We start from the raw sequence: 18,666 nt of genomic DNA on the forward strand, positions 1-18,666 counted from the left end.
ATAAATAATTAAATGTAAGTATAAGTTTATCACTTACATTTTTGACTGACAAAACATATCAAGAAAATTTTACTAATGATGGGAGTTAAAATGAACACACAGCTCATAAAAAATGAGCAACTATAAAACTAAGCTTGAGAGAAAAGGCATTTTTCTCTTTAGAAGACAAGGAATGAATTAGAATGCATATTATTGTTACGATTGGCAGTTGGGCACTAATTATTCTCCTATTCTTGCAGCCAGGGGTTTCACATAAGGGTGCCTTAGAGGGTATGCGCATCTTTACTACTGCTCTCATGCCCTATTTATTGCCTTATTTAGTTATTACTCAGATGTTCATTCGCTCCCAACAAGGATTTTTAAAGACTGAGAACAAATTTAAACTTTATTTTAATATTTACCTCCTGACTGCTCTAGGAGGCTTTCCTAGCGGAGCAGCTATTATCTCTTCTTTAAAAGAAATAGGCACATTAAATGCAAGGAATGCGAGCTGGCTGTTGGCTATCTGTCATGCACCGAGTCCCATGTTTGTTATTGGATTTGTAGGAATTGAAATATTTAACGCTGAGATAGCAGGACTTAAATTGTTAATCATCATTCATGTGGTAAATATTTTGTTCCTCCTAGTATTCATTATTTTTTCAAAGCCTATTCAAATGAATAACCATGAAAAAGTAATAAGTGGATCTCCATTCCAAGAAAGTATTAGAGAAACCTCTCAAATACTATTGCTTATTGGGACGACCGTTATATTTTTTACAACTGTCAGCTATATCGTTTTTGAATCCTTAAAAGAAATCATTCCTTCTATTTCCTCCTTTGCTCTAGTGTTTGTATCATCATTTTTTGAAATGACTGGAGGAATAAGCCTTGCGGGAGATATACTTTCTGGATCTACTTCTTTGCCCTTTGTTGTTGCTCTTATCATTGCATTTAGTGGCTTAAGTATTCATATGCAAATTATTGTACTTGCCCAAAAAGCAGGGATATCTATTCGAAAGTATATCCTATTCCGAATTCTCCATATGTTAATCATTCCACTAATCTTTGTAATAATATAAACAAAAGTGTTACAGGTGCCAGGCACCTGTAACACTTTTGCAACAAACCCCTAATATCTATCTAAAAAATAGATATTTTCTGTTCGTAAAAAAAACCTCACCAATAGGTAAGGTTTTTAATGTTTATATTTTTCCTTTAGGGCTTGTTCCACTTGGGAAGGAACAAGTTCTCCTATATTACCACCGTACTTGGCAACTTCTTTTACTATACTAGAGCTTAAAAAGGAATATTGATTTTTAGTCATGATAAAAAAAGTCTCGATTTCATCATTTAAAACTCGGTTCATAGAGGTGATCTGCATTTCGTATTCAAAGTCCGACACTGCTCTTAGCCCCCTAATGATAGCACTTGCCCCTACTTCTTGTGCATAGTCCATTAGTAGACCAGAGAAGGTTTCCACTCTCACGTTTGGCAAATGAGCTGTTACTTCTTGAATAAGCTTTACTCGCTCTTCTACCGAAAACAGAGGGTTTTTAGAGGAATTATTCAAGACAACCACATAGACCTCTGAGAAAATAGAAGCACCTCGAGTAATGATATCAAGATGTCCGTAAGTAATGGGATCAAAACTTCCTGGAACGACTGCAATTTTACTCATCTAAATTCTCCTCTTCTACTTGATGGCGGTAAATTGAAATAACCGTTCCTCCATAATTCTCTCTACGTGAAAGCTCAAAATTACCATAGGAATCTGGCAAATCGACCATTTTCTCATGCTCACATACGATAATACCTGTATCAGACATAAGACCCTTCTCGACTATCTCTCCAACTAAGTTGTAAAAAGGGGTCTTACTGTAAGGTGGATCAACGAATAACAATTCGAGTTTTAATGATCTTTTTTCAAAAGCCTTTACAGCACGAGAAGCATCAATTTTATAAATCTCACTTGCATCCTCTAACCGACATTTTTTCAAATTTTCATTGATGGTTTGAACAGCCTTTTGATCTTTTTCGATAAAAATACATATATCGATTCCTCTACTTAACGATTCAATGCCAAGACCTCCACTACCAGCAAACAAATCTACTGCAGTCCCACCGTCAAAATATGGACCGATCATATTAAATATTGATTCCTTTACTTTATCAGTAGTTGGTCTAGTGTTAGTACCTGGAACCGCCTTTAAAGGAAGCCCTCTTCTACTACCTGAAATAACTCTCATACAATTTCTCCTAGCATTAGTTAGACGTAGCTTCCTGCAAGTTTATCCGTTCTTCATTTTTATCAGTGTTCAATAAAAACAAACGAATCATCCACGTCTCTTCTATATAGAATTTTGAACCAATTTTTTCAAATGGCTCTGACATAGCATCATATCTCTTCTGATTATACACATAAAATGGCTCTTGAATCGGAAATCTAAAAGCTCTAGTTGCATTCTGAACATATAATCCTTTATCTGTGTCATCATAAGTATAGCCAAGAACATCTAACAATGGCTCCGCAGCATATAGAACCTTTCCATCCTTTAGCAACACATGTATATCTTTTTGCAGACTATTATTCACATACACTTCTCGAGAATCCTCAAACAGCAATGGAAATTTCTCTGTAGTCTGTTCATTTAAATGAAAGAACGAGGTCTTTGAATCAATGATGGATGATAAAAGATTATCTAATTTCTCTGCACTTAGCTGTTTCTGCCCCTCTAACTTAGTCTTCCATTCTAGAGCCTGGCTACTTGTAAGATAATTAATAAGTGTCTCATACATCCAAATTGATTTTTCGGTTCCAACAGGGGATTCCATTATAAAGCTGCTTACCACTTCTGCAAGTAGAAGATTATCGGCAGGAAGCTTATAACCCATTTGAACATTTTTAACAATTAGCTCCCTCTGTATAGATGGTAAATCATCTGTTTGGACAAATAAAATACTGCTTGGATTCACATCATTCTTGTTTGGTGTAAATAAAACCGAGGAATGACTAGCATTAGGTAAGTGCAATTCATCCAATAGTTCTTTAAGCCCGGTTGTGATTGGATCCTTGGAGTAAATGGTAAAGTTCTGATTTTCGTATTGTATAGGTAGAACCTCTTGTTGCCAATATAAATCCTGTACTGGGCCTTCACCAAAAAACAGAGAATAGTCAATTAAGTCTAACGATGAATTACCAACATTGGGCAAACCACTTACCCAAACTCCTCCCCTTTTTAAAGAATCAGTAATATGTAGGGTAGAATAGGAAACACCGCCATTTTCAATCTTACTTAGAAAATCTGAAAGAATAATTCCTTCCTGTAAGCCTTTTTTTAAAGGTATAGTGTAAGAAATACTTTGACTAGAAGATTCTCCCTCTTGAAAGCTAGCTAAATCTTCAGTTAATCTATCGCAGCTGTCTATGTTGTTGCTAATACAGCTTCTGTTTTCGCTGGATAGTGGCCAAGCGATAGAAAGCTTTTCTGAAGGAAGATCGAAAAAGTGCTGATTCACTTGAACGCTATCCTTTAATAACTGAATATCAATTTCTTGTTCATATAAAAAGGCTTGTCCCTCTTCATCTATATTAGAAGAGTAAACCTCATACTGAAATAATAATAAAACACAGTTTGTAACAACTAAAAACATGGATAAAAAGCCAACAATAATTTTCATGGAATTGTCCTCCAACAAAGTGGTAAGATGGATTGGAAAGGAAGTGTTTTCATTGATCCAACGTTTTATAGAGCTTGGCGAAGGTTACGGAGATTCATTTGAGCTTTGTGAACTCGCACGAGTAAACAAAGATCGTATATACAGAGCATTTATCTTCACATCCCCGAAAAACGGGAAGGAAGTTATATCAATAGCAATTGCTCTAAAACCCGTGAATGATACTAATTTTTTCCCAATTTATATTTGCCGTGAAGGGATTCCCCAAACACAGCCTGAATCCAAAAGACTAAGTACATTTACAGAAACATTAAAAGAGTTACATGTGGAACCTATTCGGATTTCTATCAAGCATTCGTCTACTTTTGCAGACAATGATTTATTTTATCAGTATATTATTGGCATATTAAGATTAAACCATTATATACCACCATTCCATTAATGGGTATTTTATAACCCAATTTTATAATCGTACTCTTTCGCTTTATCTGGTTTACTATTTTCAAACTCAGTTTTTAAAAATGGTCGATACGATTCTAAAATTTCTTTTACAAAAGGAAGTTTATTCATTTTTTGTTTAGCTACTTCTATTTGGTCTTGGTCGCAATACAAAACTACATATTTCATCTTTTTAGAAATATAATGTACATGACCGTATTTTCTTAAAGATTTTGCCTGTTTTAAATGATGCACATAGACAATTAGTCCTTGTCGTTCTGTCATACGTTTCCCTCATTTCTTCCTTCAAGAATAACATATGGAGGATTTTGATAGCAACAACAACTAGCTGACAGTTAAATATACATTAGCTATAATAAAAGAAAAAAGACATTTAAAATTAGATAGATGAGAGCATATTATCTTGCTATAATTTTAGTTAGTTTATAAAAAGGGGGATAAGAATGGGGAAAAAATCTAATGTAGCTATCGCCATTGCAGCTGCCGCTGGTGCCGCATGGGCAAGTACAAAAGCTTTGTCAAAGCCAACTGGCCGTCCTTCAAAAGAAGCACTAAAGTATGATCATCCCATTATTCTTGCACACCGTGGAGGAGCTGCCCTGGCACCTGAAGGTTCGATGGCTGCCTTCGAAAACGCTGCAAAATTAGGAGTTCATGGCTTCGAGATTGATTTGAGATTAACAAAAGATGAAGAAATTATCGTTTTCCATGATGAAACACTAGAAAGAGTAACAGACTTCACAGGCAAAGTCTCCGATTACACATTATCAGAACTTAAGGCTGCTGACCTGGGTTATTATTTCAAAGATTTAAGTGATGCTTATTCATTTAGAGGAACGGGAGAACAAGTATTGACTTTAGGTGAATTGCTTGATGCCTATCCCCAAATGCTTATTAACATGGATATTAAGGACAACCCCGAAACCTATGAAGGTAGTCTAATGCCCTCTAAGCTATGGAGATTGATAGAAGAAAAACAAGCTTTCGATCGAGTGGTAGTAACTAGCTTCTTTGATGAGCAAATTGATCGTTTCAATCTTTATGCACAAAACACTGTTACCCTAGGAGCCGGGGAAAAAGAGGTTAAAAAAGCATATACCGCTTATACAAGTCAGTTTAGACATTTATATCACCCTAGATCAGACGTCTTCCAGCTACCATTAAAAGCTAGAATGGTATCTTTAGATAGCCCAGGATTTATAAAATTTTTATCAACTTTAAATATTCCTGTACACTATTGGTCTATTAACGATCCTGTGGTGATGAAAAAGCTCATCCAAAATGGAGCTAAGGGAATTATTACAGACAGACCTGATTTAGCTATTGACGCACTAAAGTTAGACTAAGGTATAAAAAATAGCTTGCTTTCCAATTTAGGCCGACGCTTTCCGAGGTAGTCACCGTCTGTTACACCAATAAATAAAAAATAGATAGCATGTATGTAATTAACTTCAATTTTAAAAAAATAATTCACCCCTTTTCCTGTTTGAAATAAAGGGAGCTTGCTTTAGTTTATACACGAATTGAAAAAGCATATGCTTTCTTGTCATTAAAAAAGGATGTGTGCAAATAAATGCACACATCCTTCCTAATTTATGCAGAACAAGAACACGAACCACCAGATCCACATCCGCTTCCACAGCTTGAGCTACTAGAAGCGAAAAATGGGTTGCTTACAGGGACTTTGACACCTTCTGATACAGATTTACCTACAATCAAGCTTACTTCATCTAGAAGGTCTTGTAATTCGTTTTCTGCTATTCTTAAGGCAGCTACTTCGTCTACCATATCAAGGTTACGTTTAGTTACACGAATATCCTTCATTACTCTTGAATAATCTGGATGGTATTTTCCAAAACGCTGAACCTCTTCATATTGGTCCTTCAGTCTGGTGAAGTTGTTGATCTCCCGAACGAGTTCAGGTTTTGTATATACAGCACGATGTGCATCTAAGTAATGGTAAAATTGTTCAGAGGATAAAACCATAGTACATAGTAAATCTGAGTGGTCCATAATATCGACCCATTCATCGGTCATAATCATAAATAAAACCTCCAATCCTGTCTATCATAACAGAAAAATGGAGACAATTGCTAAACTAATATCTTAAATGTCAGGAGAATATATTATGAATGAATTACAAACGCTCTTTGAACAAGTTACCAAGGAAGCTTCCGATACAGAAAAAGGATTACTGACTGACTTCATTCTAGGTCTACAGCATAAACGACAAGGCACTGCTCCTACTTATTTAAATGCAACATTTCAGATGGATACTCGCTACGAAGATAACCATTGTATCGTGACTCTTCCAGTTACTCCTTTAATCTATAATAGCTTTGATATGCCACACGGAGGAGTTATTGCAACGCTAGTAGACAATGCAATGGGATTCTTAGTCAACAAAGATCTCCATGCAGAAGGTAAAGGTGCAGTTACAACAAATATGACAATCCACTACATAAAAGCAGCATCTGAAAAACAACTGATTGCTACTTCTACATACTTACATAAAGGACGGCAAACGTTAGTTATGGAATGTACGGTAACCCAGCCAGATGGAAAAAAAATTGCTTATGCAACCGGATCATTTTTTGTTATAACACCGACATCCAATTCTTTAAAATAGGAATGGACAACTTCCACATCGGAAAAGGGTAAAACAACATCTTTGATAATTTGTTCTTTTTCGTGTCCCTTCCCAGCTACAAGTACGACGTCTCCCACTTTTGCGGTGGCAAGTGCCAATTCGATAGCTTTTCTACGGTTAGTCTCCACAATCACTTTGCTTGGCATAATGCCTTGAACAATATCTGCAATAATTGCTTCTGGTTTCTCATTACGTGGGTTATCAGAAGTAACAATTGCCTTAGTAGCATACTTTGACGCAACTTCTCCCATAGATTTTCTCTTTTGCTTATCTCGATTACCGCCACAACCGAATACAACGTAAATATTGTGCTTCGCATAACTATAAATAGAGCTTAAGCAGGCTTCTAATGCGTCGGGGGTATGGGCATAGTCTATTAGCACCTCAATACCCATTTTGTTTTCCACTCTCTGTAATCTTCCAGCTGGGAGGCTTACAGGTTTAATGGATTCACAGGAAATACCTAATCCTAACAAAACTCCAATTGCTGCTGCTAAATTCATACCATTGTGATAACCACTGTTTCTCATAGTAACTTCTGTTTGTCTGCCGTTCACATCATACTCATATTTAACGTTTTCATCTAAATGCTTCTCTCTCTTGAAAACCACATCATTTCCTTCCCGGTCTCCAAATCGGATAGTAGGGATATATGACTTTTGAGCAACTGAGCGACACCATTCGTCATTATTATTAATAACCAATTGTTTAGCTAATGGAATTAGCAGTTCTTTAGATTTCTTATATGGTACCATGCCCCCGTGGAACTCTAAATGATCCTTACCTATATTTAAAAATACTGCTATGTCCATTGGGTAACTGCCTAACCGATTGTCCAATAATCCTTGAGATGAGGCCTCTAAAACTATATATTCAACATCATGTTCATAACAGTACCTCACAACTTGGATAAAATCGTAAAAAGGGAGCGTTGTATTACTTCTAAACTGTTTCTCTAATTTATTTCCATTTACGAATACACCTAATGTACCAACAACACATACAGATTTGTTTTGTTGCATTAACAGTTGCCCAGTAAAGGATGCAACAGTTGTTTTTCCGTTAGTTCCAGTAATTCCTACTGTTTTTATTTTTTGACCATACATTTTGTGCGTTAAGTATGCAATTTTGTCTTGCAAAAGGCACATATCCGAAGGAAGGACAATTTGGGGAATACTACAATCTGATACATAATATTTTGTAATAACTATTTTTGCCCCATTTTGAATTGCCTCTTCTATATACGCTCGATTGTTCGATTCTGAAACAAATACATCCCCTATTTGAATTTGCTTGGAATGATCAATAAAACGATCAATAGTCAAACCGCTTAAATCACCAAAAATTTTATACTCCAACCCGTCTAATAGCTCTTTTAATGAATAAATAGTAACTCAACTCCCTACACCATTCTAGTTACATCGCATACAGTAAAATGAATTCCTTGTATCGTATGAACGGAGTGTTTGAAATGTCACGAGAAGAGTGGTTGAAAATATGATTGTGCAAAAATATGGTGGTATTGCGATGCAGGATTCTTCGAATAGACGTCTAGTCATCGAAAGAATCCAAAAAGCAGTCACTACCCATAAGAAAGTGTTGGTTGTTGTATCTGCCATGGGAAGAAGAGGTCAACATTACGCTACAGATACTTTACTAGATCTTATTCCAAATACACCACATAGCATTGAAACAGATTTACTTTCTGCTTGCGGAGAGCTCATATCTGCCTCTGTATTAGTAGCCGAACTAAAAAATGAGGGGCTTCACTCAACTATTTTATATGGCAAAAATGCTGGAATTATTACAAACGAGTCATATGGTAATGCAAATATTGAATACGTTGATATATCTGAGATTAATAAAGCCTTTGAAACCTATCATTGTGTAGTTGTTCCTGGATTTCAAGGCGTCTCCAAATATTCAAACAACTTTACAACGTTAGGTAGAGGAGGAAGTGATTTAACAGCTGTTGTATATGGACATTATTTAAAGGCAGATGTCGTAGAATTTTATAAAAATGTTCCAGGAGTCATGACATCAGATCCATCTACAAATAAACAAGTTGAATTAATATCTTATATGACCTATGAAGAGCTCCAGCTTAAAATAAATGAACCAGTTGAAGTCATACAAAAAAGAGCAGCAAAATTCGCTGCCCTTCATAGCGTTCCCCTTCATATTCGTTCTTTGTATGAAGAAACGAATGGTACGTTTGTATATCAATAAATAATCATTCAAGATTATCCTTTTTCTCAATAAAGTTTTGCGTGTAGTAATTACTGTATACTCCAACTCCTGTATGAGTATAAGATCTTCCTAGCAAAGTTTCTCGATGCTCTTTTGAATTCAACCATCCATTCACAGCTTCACCTGCATCAAAATAAAACGCTGCAGTATTACCCCCTGCTCTGGAGAAGTCTAATGAGGCTTCTTTAAGCTTATCTTTAAACTTCGGTATTTCAAATTTTTCGTTAGTTACAATATTATTCTTCGCCATTTCAGCACTGTGCTCGTAGGATATATTTTGTAATCCTACATCAGACTCTAACACCCGTAGACCATGGCGAAGTCTTAAGACATTGGTTATTTCTACAACTTGTTTAGCAGTTGCTCTGTCAGCTGCTGCTTGGAGAACAGAAGATGGTGTTTTGGATTCTATAACGTCCCCACTATATAAAATATCATAGGGTTTATGCATCAATAGAGTTTTGGAATCACTAAATCTCACCGCTTCCAGCTGCTGATCAAGTTGATCGATATAGAGTATTGCATATAAATCATCGAACTGGACTAACAGCCTTGTGTTAATGTCCTCTTCATTTAAAGAAAAAATATAAGTATTTTCACCAATGGTCATAGTTATTTCAGATTGAACAAGTGTAAATCGATATATATCCTCAAGTGATTGACCAATTTTGTATGGAGATGCATCCACATTTCTTCCTAGAGCATACGCTTGTGTAACTATATTATCTTCTACTCCTATTAGCTTATAAGTAGAGAACGAGTCATTATATACCCACCAATCATATCCAAACGTTGAGGGATCGATTCTAGTCGGAGTACCATAAAGTGCTGTCACTTCTTCAGCTGCTTTACCGATCAGCGAAGAAATACCTTCTTTTGGTCTAGTGAATATATTGACCGCTTCTACTATTTCCTCTTTTTCCACAGGAATTAGTTGTCCTGAGTTATTTGAACCTGTTATTAGATCATTTTCTTGGATTGGTGTATCAAAATATATAAATATTAATAGCAAAATAGCAATGCCAACTAAAATATGAAAGAGAGTTTTCATTTTATCTTGGCTCCTTCGAAGTTACTTCGTATTCCTAGTATATCAAGGATATATACAAATACACAATGTTGTCATTGCAACATTTTTGAATTTGAATTAATATTAATAAGAACAGATTCTTAGGATAACTTCAATGTGAAGGAGGACAATTCGATGTATTTTGAAAATACAGGTATAGAAAACAAAGTCTTAGATCTTAACGTATTAGACGATGTTATGAAAAAACATGGCTTAATTCGTGCAGGGCAATGGGATTATGAGCGTGTGACTTATGATAAGAAATTTGAAATAAAAGAGGGTACATTTTATCTTCGAATTTTCGGCTTTACAAAAGAAGGCGATGTAGGCGCTCATGAAGCTAACATTACTCTTTTAAAACCGGTTTTAGGAAAACACTATTATCCACATGGTGTAGAGTACGGAGAAAATGAAGTATTTCCAAACCACTTAGTTAAATCTTGTGATCAAACGTTAAAAGCTTTGAGTGCTGAACTAACTGAGTTCGCTATCCAATCAAAATAATTTCTAGACGTTAGAGATAATTTCTCTAACGTTTTTTTAGCTGTTAAAACTGGTATTTCTTGTCTATACTTAAAAGAACGACCTACAAAGGAGCAAAATGGAATGGCTTTTAAAGCTTTAAAAAAAGAGCATATTAAATATATAATCCTCTTTCTTTTTATCCTGTTAATTTCTATTTTCATCCTTCCTGTATCGGTTCCAATTATTTTGGCTTTGCTTACCGCTATAATTATTGAACCAATTGTAAAATTTACTGAAAAGATATTTAAATGGAAGAGAAAACCTGCAGTTATTACTAATTTTATTTTTTTCATGACAATTATTTCAGCTCTCTTATACTTCACTGTAACGAAGTTGATAAGCCAACTTTTATATACTTCCAAAGTAATTCCATTTCATCTAAATAGCTTGACAGGTGTGTGGATCAATGTCCAAAATAATATTTTTAAATATACCGAGGGCTTACCTCTAGAAGTAGTAGAATCTATACAAGATAAGTTTGACTCTGCATTAACCAGCATGAGAGATGCCCTCCTAGATCTTCTTAGCTACTCTAACATCTCTGCATTGCTAACAAATATTCCTAACTTTCTTGTTAATTTTATTGTGTTTATAATTGCCCTTTTTTTGTTTATGTTGGACTTAGAAAATATAAGAGCAAAATTCTTTTCTTTCCTCTCTGAAGGAACGGCCGAAAAGGTACGTGTCATGTCTTCGAGCATAAAAAAGGTTGTAATCGGCTTTATGAAAGCTCAAATATTAGCTAGCTTTATCATATTAGGTGCTTCTTTAATAGGGCTGTTATTTATAGTAAGCCCTAAGGTGGCTGTTATTATGTCCATAGTTATTTGGATTATAGATGTAATACCTATTCTTGGTTCTATTGCAATACTCGCTCCTTGGGCAGGTTACTTGTTTCTAGTTGGTGACACTGTATTTGCCACGAAATTGACCGTTTTAGCTCTTATTTTACTAATCATTAGAAGAGCTGTGGAACCTAAACTAATGGGTACTCAAATGGGTATTTCCCCCTTGCTATCCTTATTGCTATGTTCATTGGTGCCAAGTTGTTTGGCTTCCTCGGATTTTTAATCGGACCACTAGTAGTCATATTGTTTATTACAGCAAGAGAAGCAGGTATGATCCGCTTAAACTTTAAAATATGAATATTTACAAAGACATTATTATTAACCAAATAGCAACTTAAGGCCTTACTGTTCTTCTTAACAGAATGCCTTATTTTTTTGCCTGCTATCGGTTTAATAGCTTACGAAAATAGACGACTTGTATTTGTTTCACATATTACATACTGATTAGAATAATACAAAAACAAAGGCAATCAAGAACTAATAATCTTGATTGCCTTTGTGTATTTTAGTAGTTAATTATCCACCAAGGATTGCTTTAAAAACGGAAGTCGTTTCGCCGCCCTCATAAATTACGTAAAGTAACGCATAAACCGCTACTCCTGTTATTGCAACAAAGAACCATATGACACTAGTAATTGGTCCAAGTTTACGGTGTTTCTTTATATTATTTTTGTAGCCTAGATAAATTGTAACTAGCCCAAATACTGCTCCTGTTGTAGCTAAGATAATATGAAAAACTAGGAAAACCGTATAGTAAATTTTTATATCGTCTGGTCCACCAAACGCTGTATTCCCTATAAACAATGTACGAGAAACATAAATGATAAAAAATGTTAATGCAGATATTGCTGCAGCAAACATCGTCTTTTTATGTGCCTCTATTTTCCTTTGCTTCACTAAAATCCAACCAATTGCAACAAGTACAGCACTTAAGACAATAAAAAATGTGCTTATTGTAGGTAATACTGGAACACTCATCTTCATTCTCCTCTAATATAAAAAATTATAGTTTAGCTTGTACCTTTAAGTCGTCTAATGCTTTTTGAGTTATTTCATCTGCATTATCCTGCTCATTTTTATACCATGCAAAGAATATGGAGAATAAGAAGGCAGCATATATAAGCTCTTGAATAATCTTCATCACAATTCCACCAAGCTGCTGATCCTCAAGAGGATCCAAGTTAGAAAATAACTCTGGGCCAGATAGACTTAAACCTGCTAAAGTGTCAGAAGGAACACAAAGTTCCATATTTTTTAGCCAAACATCTGAATCTGTATAAGTATCATACATTGGGTTACTAGAGAAAATGATTAGAGCACAGGCTGGAGTAATTAATATAGCACTAGCAACAATAAAACCAATTTTCTTTAAACCATGTAGTTTTTTCTCTGATTCAATTACGTCAACAATAGACCACCACATAAATACAGCTGCAAAGAATAACAATAATGTATATGTTCCATGGAGTACCTCATTCATCTTAATCGCGTCAAAGACTAATGGAATATGATAGAGCGAGAATGTCATGGTAAACAATACTAAAGAAAATAGTGGTTTAGTCAAGAAAGGAATCACTTTTCTTAAAACCGGCAGCTCAATAACTACCTTCCACACCCACCATGGAATCCCTTTCATAAGTAGTGGCGGAACTAATAATAACAATAGTGCCATTTGCACCATATGGAAGGTAAACATAATATGTGCCATTAAATCTAACGGAGAACCTTTTACAATATATAAAAGCAATAAACCAGATACAAAAAATACCGCTTCTTTTCTTTTTAATGGCTCAGAAACTTTAAAATCATTTCTCCATTTGACGGTGATCAAAAAATATAGAATAGCTATACAAACTAAAAGTCCTAATAAAATAGGACTCCATAAAGCCTGGAAGCCGAATATGCTAATTGACATTCTATTACGCTCCTTTTTAAGTTGCTACCTTTATTATATAGGGCAGTACAAGTAACATCAAATGAACGAACTATGACAATTATTACTATATACTTATAAGTTGAATGTTTCAAATTAATATCCAATATAGGCCCTCATTAATGGGGACAACTATTCCCAACAAAATTAATGGACGCTAAGGAGACTCCCTCATTCTTTCGAGCTTTGTACTCAATCAATCTTAACATAATTCTAGAAAAGTCTTTTGTTTAAAACAAACAAAAGAGAGCTAAGAAAATCTTAGCTCTCTTTTTGTAATTACCACCAAACAATTGTTATAAAAGTTAGTAGGAAAGTAAATCCAACCATTGCCGCAAAGTAAATAAAGTATGCTGGAATGTTATGATTTTTTTCACTCATATGCATGAAGTAGTAAAGTTGTAAAACTACTTGTACTGCAGCTAACAATAAAATAATCGGGATGATGTAGTATTTTGAGAAACCTGCAACCACTGCTGTGAAAGAGATTAATGTCAAGAAAATCATAATAGAGAATGTAGTTACTTGCGTACGCATACTCTCTTTTCTTTTTCGCTTCAAGTACTCAAATTCAGTTTGAGATCTTACGTAAACATGATTGTCGTGTGATGACATATTAACCAACAACTCCCATCAAGTATACTACTGTAAAGATGAATACCCACACAACGTCAATAAAGTGCCAGTATAGTGAAGCAGTATAGTATTTTGGTGCGTTATATAAGCTGAAACCACGTTTAGCATTACGTAAAAGTAATAGAGTAATCCAGCCTAAACCAATTACTACGTGAAGACCGTGAGTACCAACTAAAGTAAAGAACGCAGTTGAGAAAGCACTTTGTCCATAATGGAATCCTAAATGTACATAGTGATTAAACTCATAAATTTCTAGGCCTAAGAAAGTAAAACCTAATAGTACTGTAATAGCCATCCATGTTTGCGTACCACGGAAATTATGATTTTTCAAATGGTACATTGCATATACACTTGTTAACGAAGATGTTAACAGGATCATGGTCATAACAAAAACTAGAGGTAATTCAAACAATGTTTGAGTGGAGAATTCCATACCTTCTGGTCCTTTGTTTTTAAGAGCTAAATAAGTAGCAAATAAACTAGAAAACAGTACAGTTTCTCCAGCTAGGAACAACCAGAAGCCTAAGAATTTATTCTTACCTTCCATTGTTGCTTGTTCCGGATGATCTGGCCAAGTTTGTGGGGAGTACTTTTTATTCAAGTCCATTCTTATTTACCCCCTTCGTCATTCATTAAATCTTCTTTATGGATATGATATCCATGGTCGTCTTTCAGTGAACGAACAGCCATAGATGCAACTGTGATTGCTAAACCAAGTACTAATACTGGAACAGCCCAATCTTTTTCTCCGTTGTAAAGTGCACCGAATGCTGCGATAAATAAACCTAATGTCATTACGAAAGGAATGAAAGAGTTGTTTGGCATATGGATATCAGAGATTGGCTCTGCATATGTCATACCTTCTTTGTTTCCTTCTTGTTTTTCAATCCAGAAAGTATCTAATCCACGAACAAGTGGAGTTTGTTTAAAGTTGTAGAATGGAATTGGTTGTGGAATAGCCCACTCCAATGTACGTCCATCTTCCCAAGGGTCATTTCCAACTTTTTCGTTTTTAGCTACAGTCATAATAATATTAACTACAAGTATTATTACCCCGATTGCCATGAATACTGCACCACCAGAACTGATTGCGTTGAATAAATCCCAACCTTGATCTGCTCCGAAAGTGAATACACGACGTGGCATACCCATTAAACCTAAGAAATGTTGAATAAAGAATGTCATATGGAAACCGATAAAGAAGAACCAGAAAGTCCATTTACCTAATTTCTCACTTAACATTTGGTTGAACATTAAAGGCCAATATAAATGTAATGCAGCTAAGATAGCAAGTACTACCCCACCAACGATTACATAGTGGAAATGGGCAACGATAAAGTATGAATCATGTAATTGGTAGTCAAGTGGAGCCGCAGCTTGCATGACACCAGTTACCCCACCTGCTACGAATGAAGGGATAAATCCTAATGCGTAAAGCATTGGAACCGTAACTTTAATACTTCCTCCCCAAATTGTAAGCAGCCAGTTAAATATTTTCATACCTGTTGGAACGGCAATAGCCATTGTCGCAACAGCAAAAATTGCGTTAGCTGTTGGTCCTAAACCAACTGTAAACATGTGATGGGCCCAAACCATGAATCCTAAGAAACCGATTAATACGGTCGCAAATACCATGGATGAATATCCAAATAAACGTTTGCGAGCAAATAACGAGAAGATTTCTGAGAAAATACCGAAAGCAGGTAAAATCAGAATGTATACTTCAGGGTGTCCAAAGATCCAGAATAAATGCTCCCAGATAATTGTATTTCCTCCCATTTCATGATTGAAGAATTGTCCTCCAAACATACGGTCAATGATTAGGAAGAAAAGACCGATTGTAAGTGGTGGGAATGCAAATAAGATCAATGCACTTGCCACGAATGTAGTCCAAGTGAACAATGGCATACGCATATACGTCATACCAGGTGCACGCATATTAATAATCGTTACAAGGAAGTTAATCCCGGCAATATACGTACCTGCACCGGATATTTGAAGTCCGAGTGCATAGAAGTCAATACCATGACCAGGGGATGCTAAAGATAGAGATGCATATGAAGTCCATCCAGCATCAGGAGCTCCTCCCATAAACCAAGAAAGGTTTAAGAAGATACCACCAAATAAGAATAACCAAAAACCAAGTGCATTTAAGAATGGGAATGCTACGTCACGTGCACCAATTTGAAGTGGTACAACGGCATTCATATAACCAAATAATATCGGCATGGCCGCAAGGAAAATCATTGTCGTACCATGCATTGTTATAATTTCATTGAAAAGACCTGCACTAACAAAGTCGTTATCCGGTTTAGCTAATTGGATACGAATTAGCATTGCCTCTATACCACCGATTACGAAAAATAAACCACCGGCAGCGAGGTACAGGACAGCAATCTTTTTATGGTCTACTGTTGTTAAATAGTCCCATAAAGTTGCGCCAAAGCCCTTTTTCTTAGCTATAGAACTCACAACTTTTACCTCCCTCATTTTTATCTATGGAATTATTTTTCAATAGATAGTCCCATTAAGTATTCTGCAAGAGCATCTAACTGCTCGTCTGTAAATTCTTTACCGCCATTTAATTCTGTATCATCAGGCATTACGTTACCTGGTTTGTACTTTTGAGGATCACTGATCCAAGCTTTTACATTTTCTTTCGTATGATCCATGAAGCCGGCTACACGATTACGATCTCCAAAAGTAGCTAAACTTGGTCCTGTCTGTGGAGCCATACCCTCGCCACCTGTAGCATGACATCCGATACAAGAAGCTGTTTGGAAAAGTTCTTCCCCTTGTTTTGCAAGATCCCCTTCTGCAGTATGTACAGTGGTTTTCATTGCTTCAGCCCACTCGTTAAAATCATCACGGTTCATCGATTTTACTTTAAAGTCCATTAAAGCATGTGAAGGTCCACATAGCTCGGCACACTTACCGTAGAACACTCCGTCTTCTAAGCCCGCTGATTCTTTATCGAATACAAGGTAGAATTTGTTTACATTTTCAACGTTAGTATCTAATTTACCACCAATTGATGGAATCCAGAATGAGTGTTTTACATCAGCAGCCTTCAAATTGAAGAACACCTGCTCATCTGTAGGTACTACTAATTCTTGTGCTGTAACAATACCAAGCTCTGGGTACTCAAATTCCCACCAGTATAACTTTGCAGTTACGTTTACTGTAAGATGTGTTTTGTTTCCTTCTTCATCCACTTGATCCATTGCAGCAACATCTGCGTGCTTGTAAGTGTAATATACAGTTGGAATTGCAAGAATAACTAAAAGTAAAATTGGAATAACTGTCCAAATTATCTCAAGCGTATGGCTTCCTTCAACTTGTTTAGGAATCACATTTTCTCCAACTTTTTTGCGACTATATCTTGTTAGAGCAATTACATAGATTATTACTACCACTATAATAACTAATGCCATAATAGCAGATGCAAGTAGTAATAGATTGAATTGATCTCTCCCGACTTGTCCCGCAGGTGCTAGCGTTGATAAGTATTCTTCGCCACAACCCGACAGAAAAATCGTAAGAGCTGCTAACAGTGAAAAAAGTCGCCATTTTTTAAGCCCTTTCATCATAGCTAAATCAAACCCCTCTTTCATTATTGTGTTCAAGTACATTTGGACTGTGGTTCTTTTATATGAATTCTTGTTGACTAAGAAAGAATCCCAAAAATTAAACAAACATTGAGAAGATAATCATTGATACAAATAGAATAGTCATATAGTTCAATGAATAAACGAACATTTTTGTCGCCCATTTAATATCGTCTTCTACTTTAAATCCTTTAATAGCTAATACTAGCCATCCAACATTTAATGCTGTAGCCAATACGACAAAAGCAGTACCTAGCTCCATTAAAAACAATGGAAGTGGGAATAATAAAATTACCCAAAGAAGCATAGAAACCTTTGTACGCTTGAATCCTTTTACAACAGGTAACATTGGAATATTAGCTGCTCTGTACTCTTCCGTACGTTTCATAGCAAGAGCATAGAAATGAGGTGGTTGCCAAGCAAACATTATTAAGAACAAGCCTAATGCACCCAAACTTAGTCCTGGCTCTACAGCAGCCCAACCGATTAACGGTGGGATTGCACCAGAAATACTACCGACAATTGTGTTACTAACATGCTTTCTTTTAGACCACATAGAGTAAAGAACGACATAACTGATTATACCAGCTAATCCCCAAATCCCAGCAGAGGTAGATGCCATAAATAAGAAAATCTCGCCTACAATTAGAAACGTGAAAGAAGTCATCAGCACGGCTGAGGGACTAAATCTTCCAGTGACAGTTGGTCTGCCTTTTTTACTCTTCATAACGGGGTCAATATCACGATCAATGAAATTGTTCATCGCAGCAGAACCTGCAATTATTAAAGCCGATCCAAAAAGCGTAAAGAACAATAAATCTAGTTCATGAAGAAAATTTGTATTAGTAAACTGGAAAGCTAGCCATAAACCTGTGAAAGTTGTAACTAAATTAGAATTCACGATTCCAATTTTTATCAATGAAAGAAAGTCTTTCATAAAAGATGAAGCCACAGGCTGGCTCTCCGTTTCGGTATTAGCGGTTATAGAATGACTATTTGACATGCTGCACCCTCCTTTCTAAGTTGTAAGC

21 protein-coding genes are annotated in these 18,666 nt (G+C 35.7%); 7 read left to right on the forward strand and 14 right to left on the reverse strand.

Translation table 11 applies throughout. The annotated features are described in order from the left end of the window. The first annotated feature begins 182 nt into the window (after positions 1 to 182). Entirely contained in the window at positions 183 to 1,061 is an 879-nt protein-coding gene (locus tag D0S48_RS06075; protein ID WP_144537941.1) for a hypothetical protein, read from the forward strand. 116 nt (positions 1,062 to 1,177) lie between these two features. Here the strand turns inward: D0S48_RS06075 and coaD are convergent, their stop codons facing one another. The 3 genes from coaD to D0S48_RS06090 are packed head-to-tail and all read right to left on the reverse strand — an operon-like array spanning position 1,178 to position 3,660. Then, complete coding sequence (coaD, locus tag D0S48_RS06080; protein ID WP_144537940.1) at positions 1,178 to 1,660, reverse strand: pantetheine-phosphate adenylyltransferase; 483 nt, start codon at positions 1,658 to 1,660, stop codon at positions 1,178 to 1,180. Then, positions 1,653 to 2,228: a 16S rRNA (guanine(966)-N(2))-methyltransferase RsmD gene (gene rsmD, locus D0S48_RS06085; RefSeq protein ID WP_144537939.1), complete on the reverse strand. Its 576-nt coding sequence runs from the start codon at positions 2,226 to 2,228 to the stop codon at positions 1,653 to 1,655. The genes coaD and rsmD overlap by 8 nt, the downstream gene beginning before the upstream one ends. 16 nt (positions 2,229 to 2,244) lie before the next feature. Further along, on the reverse strand, positions 2,245 to 3,660 hold the full coding sequence (locus D0S48_RS06090) for a hypothetical protein (protein WP_144537938.1): 1,416 nt from the start codon (positions 3,658 to 3,660) through the stop codon (positions 2,245 to 2,247). 52 nt (positions 3,661 to 3,712) lie between these two features. On the opposite strand from D0S48_RS06090, the gene D0S48_RS06095 reads away from it, so the two are divergent. Next, positions 3,713 to 4,099: a DUF7147 family protein gene (locus D0S48_RS06095; protein ID WP_144537937.1), complete on the forward strand. Its 387-nt coding sequence runs from the start codon at positions 3,713 to 3,715 to the stop codon at positions 4,097 to 4,099. A gap of 8 nt (positions 4,100 to 4,107) precedes the next feature. Here the strand turns inward: D0S48_RS06095 and D0S48_RS06100 are convergent, their stop codons facing one another. Next, on the reverse strand, positions 4,108 to 4,380 hold the full coding sequence (locus D0S48_RS06100) for a YlbG family protein (protein WP_144537936.1): 273 nt from the start codon (positions 4,378 to 4,380) through the stop codon (positions 4,108 to 4,110). A 179-nt stretch (positions 4,381 to 4,559) separates the two neighbouring features. Here D0S48_RS06100 and D0S48_RS06105 point away from each other — a divergent pair, with 179 nt between their 5' ends. Then, on the forward strand, positions 4,560 to 5,462 hold the full coding sequence (locus tag D0S48_RS06105) for a glycerophosphodiester phosphodiesterase family protein (protein WP_144537935.1): 903 nt from the start codon (positions 4,560 to 4,562) through the stop codon (positions 5,460 to 5,462). Between the two features lie 247 nt (positions 5,463 to 5,709). On the opposite strand, the gene D0S48_RS06110 is transcribed toward D0S48_RS06105, so the two are convergent. Beyond that, positions 5,710 to 6,159 (reverse strand): YlbF/YmcA family competence regulator, encoded by a 450-nt coding sequence (locus tag D0S48_RS06110; RefSeq protein ID WP_144537934.1) that lies wholly within the window; start codon positions 6,157 to 6,159, stop codon positions 5,710 to 5,712. 85 nt (positions 6,160 to 6,244) lie between these two features. On the opposite strand from D0S48_RS06110, the gene D0S48_RS06115 reads away from it, so the two are divergent. Beyond that, positions 6,245 to 6,745: a PaaI family thioesterase gene (locus D0S48_RS06115; RefSeq protein WP_186318123.1), complete on the forward strand. Its 501-nt coding sequence runs from the start codon at positions 6,245 to 6,247 to the stop codon at positions 6,743 to 6,745. On the opposite strand, the gene D0S48_RS06120 is transcribed toward D0S48_RS06115, so the two are convergent. After that, positions 6,691 to 8,124: a UDP-N-acetylmuramoyl-L-alanyl-D-glutamate--2,6-diaminopimelate ligase gene (locus D0S48_RS06120; RefSeq protein ID WP_191963877.1), complete on the reverse strand. Its 1,434-nt coding sequence runs from the start codon at positions 8,122 to 8,124 to the stop codon at positions 6,691 to 6,693. The genes D0S48_RS06115 and D0S48_RS06120 overlap by 55 nt on opposite strands. 139 nt (positions 8,125 to 8,263) lie before the next feature. On the opposite strand from D0S48_RS06120, the gene D0S48_RS06125 reads away from it, so the two are divergent. Next, positions 8,264 to 8,995 (forward strand): amino acid kinase family protein, encoded by a 732-nt coding sequence (locus tag D0S48_RS06125; RefSeq protein ID WP_144537931.1) that lies wholly within the window; start codon positions 8,264 to 8,266, stop codon positions 8,993 to 8,995. A 4-nt stretch (positions 8,996 to 8,999) separates the two neighbouring features. On the opposite strand, the gene D0S48_RS06130 is transcribed toward D0S48_RS06125, so the two are convergent. Further along, on the reverse strand, positions 9,000 to 10,067 hold the full coding sequence (locus tag D0S48_RS06130) for a CAP domain-containing protein (RefSeq protein ID WP_144537930.1): 1,068 nt from the start codon (positions 10,065 to 10,067) through the stop codon (positions 9,000 to 9,002). Positions 10,068 to 10,220: 153 nt separating this feature from the next. Between D0S48_RS06130 and D0S48_RS06135 the strand changes: the two genes are divergently transcribed. Then, positions 10,221 to 10,589 carry a YugN family protein gene (locus tag D0S48_RS06135; RefSeq protein ID WP_144537929.1) on the forward strand — a complete coding sequence of 123 codons (369 nt, stop codon included), beginning with the start codon at positions 10,221 to 10,223 and terminating at the stop codon, positions 10,587 to 10,589. A gap of 102 nt (positions 10,590 to 10,691) precedes the next feature. Then, on the forward strand, positions 10,692 to 11,681 hold the full coding sequence (gene ytvI / locus D0S48_RS06140) for a sporulation integral membrane protein YtvI (RefSeq protein ID WP_225321701.1): 990 nt from the start codon (positions 10,692 to 10,694) through the stop codon (positions 11,679 to 11,681). 293 nt (positions 11,682 to 11,974) lie between these two features. On the opposite strand, the gene D0S48_RS06145 is transcribed toward ytvI, so the two are convergent. From D0S48_RS06145 to cyoE, 7 genes are all read right to left on the reverse strand, one after another. After that, entirely contained in the window at positions 11,975 to 12,436 is a 462-nt protein-coding gene (locus D0S48_RS06145; RefSeq protein WP_144537927.1) for a DUF420 domain-containing protein, read from the reverse strand. Positions 12,437 to 12,461: 25 nt separating this feature from the next. Further along, complete coding sequence (ctaG, locus tag D0S48_RS06150; protein ID WP_151110659.1) at positions 12,462 to 13,373, reverse strand: cytochrome c oxidase assembly factor CtaG; 912 nt, start codon at positions 13,371 to 13,373, stop codon at positions 12,462 to 12,464. Positions 13,374 to 13,670: 297 nt separating this feature from the next. Beyond that, positions 13,671 to 14,006, reverse strand: coding sequence for a cytochrome c oxidase subunit IVB (gene ctaF / locus D0S48_RS06155; RefSeq protein WP_144537925.1), 336 nt, complete (start codon positions 14,004 to 14,006; stop codon positions 13,671 to 13,673). Position 14,007: 1 nt separating this feature from the next. Then, the gene (locus D0S48_RS06160) at positions 14,008 to 14,634 is read right to left on the reverse strand and encodes a cytochrome (ubi)quinol oxidase subunit III (protein WP_144537924.1); all 627 of its coding nucleotides are present in this window, start codon (positions 14,632 to 14,634) and stop codon (positions 14,008 to 14,010) included. 2 nt (positions 14,635 to 14,636) lie between these two features. Beyond that, positions 14,637 to 16,499, reverse strand: a complete 1,863-nt coding sequence (locus D0S48_RS06165; RefSeq protein ID WP_144537923.1) for a cytochrome c oxidase subunit I — start codon at positions 16,497 to 16,499, stop codon at positions 14,637 to 14,639. A 32-nt stretch (positions 16,500 to 16,531) separates the two neighbouring features. Then, the gene (gene coxB / locus D0S48_RS06170) at positions 16,532 to 17,617 is read right to left on the reverse strand and encodes a cytochrome c oxidase subunit II (RefSeq protein ID WP_144538246.1); all 1,086 of its coding nucleotides are present in this window, start codon (positions 17,615 to 17,617) and stop codon (positions 16,532 to 16,534) included. 97 nt (positions 17,618 to 17,714) lie between these two features. Beyond that, positions 17,715 to 18,638 carry a heme o synthase gene (gene cyoE, locus D0S48_RS06175; RefSeq protein ID WP_144537922.1) on the reverse strand — a complete coding sequence of 308 codons (924 nt, stop codon included), beginning with the start codon at positions 18,636 to 18,638 and terminating at the stop codon, positions 17,715 to 17,717. Positions 18,639 to 18,666: the final 28 nt, after the last annotated feature.

Source organism: Psychrobacillus sp. AK 1817, assembly GCF_008807035.1.
Taxonomy (GTDB): Bacteria; Bacillota; Bacilli; order Bacillales_A; family Planococcaceae; genus Psychrobacillus; species Psychrobacillus faecigallinarum.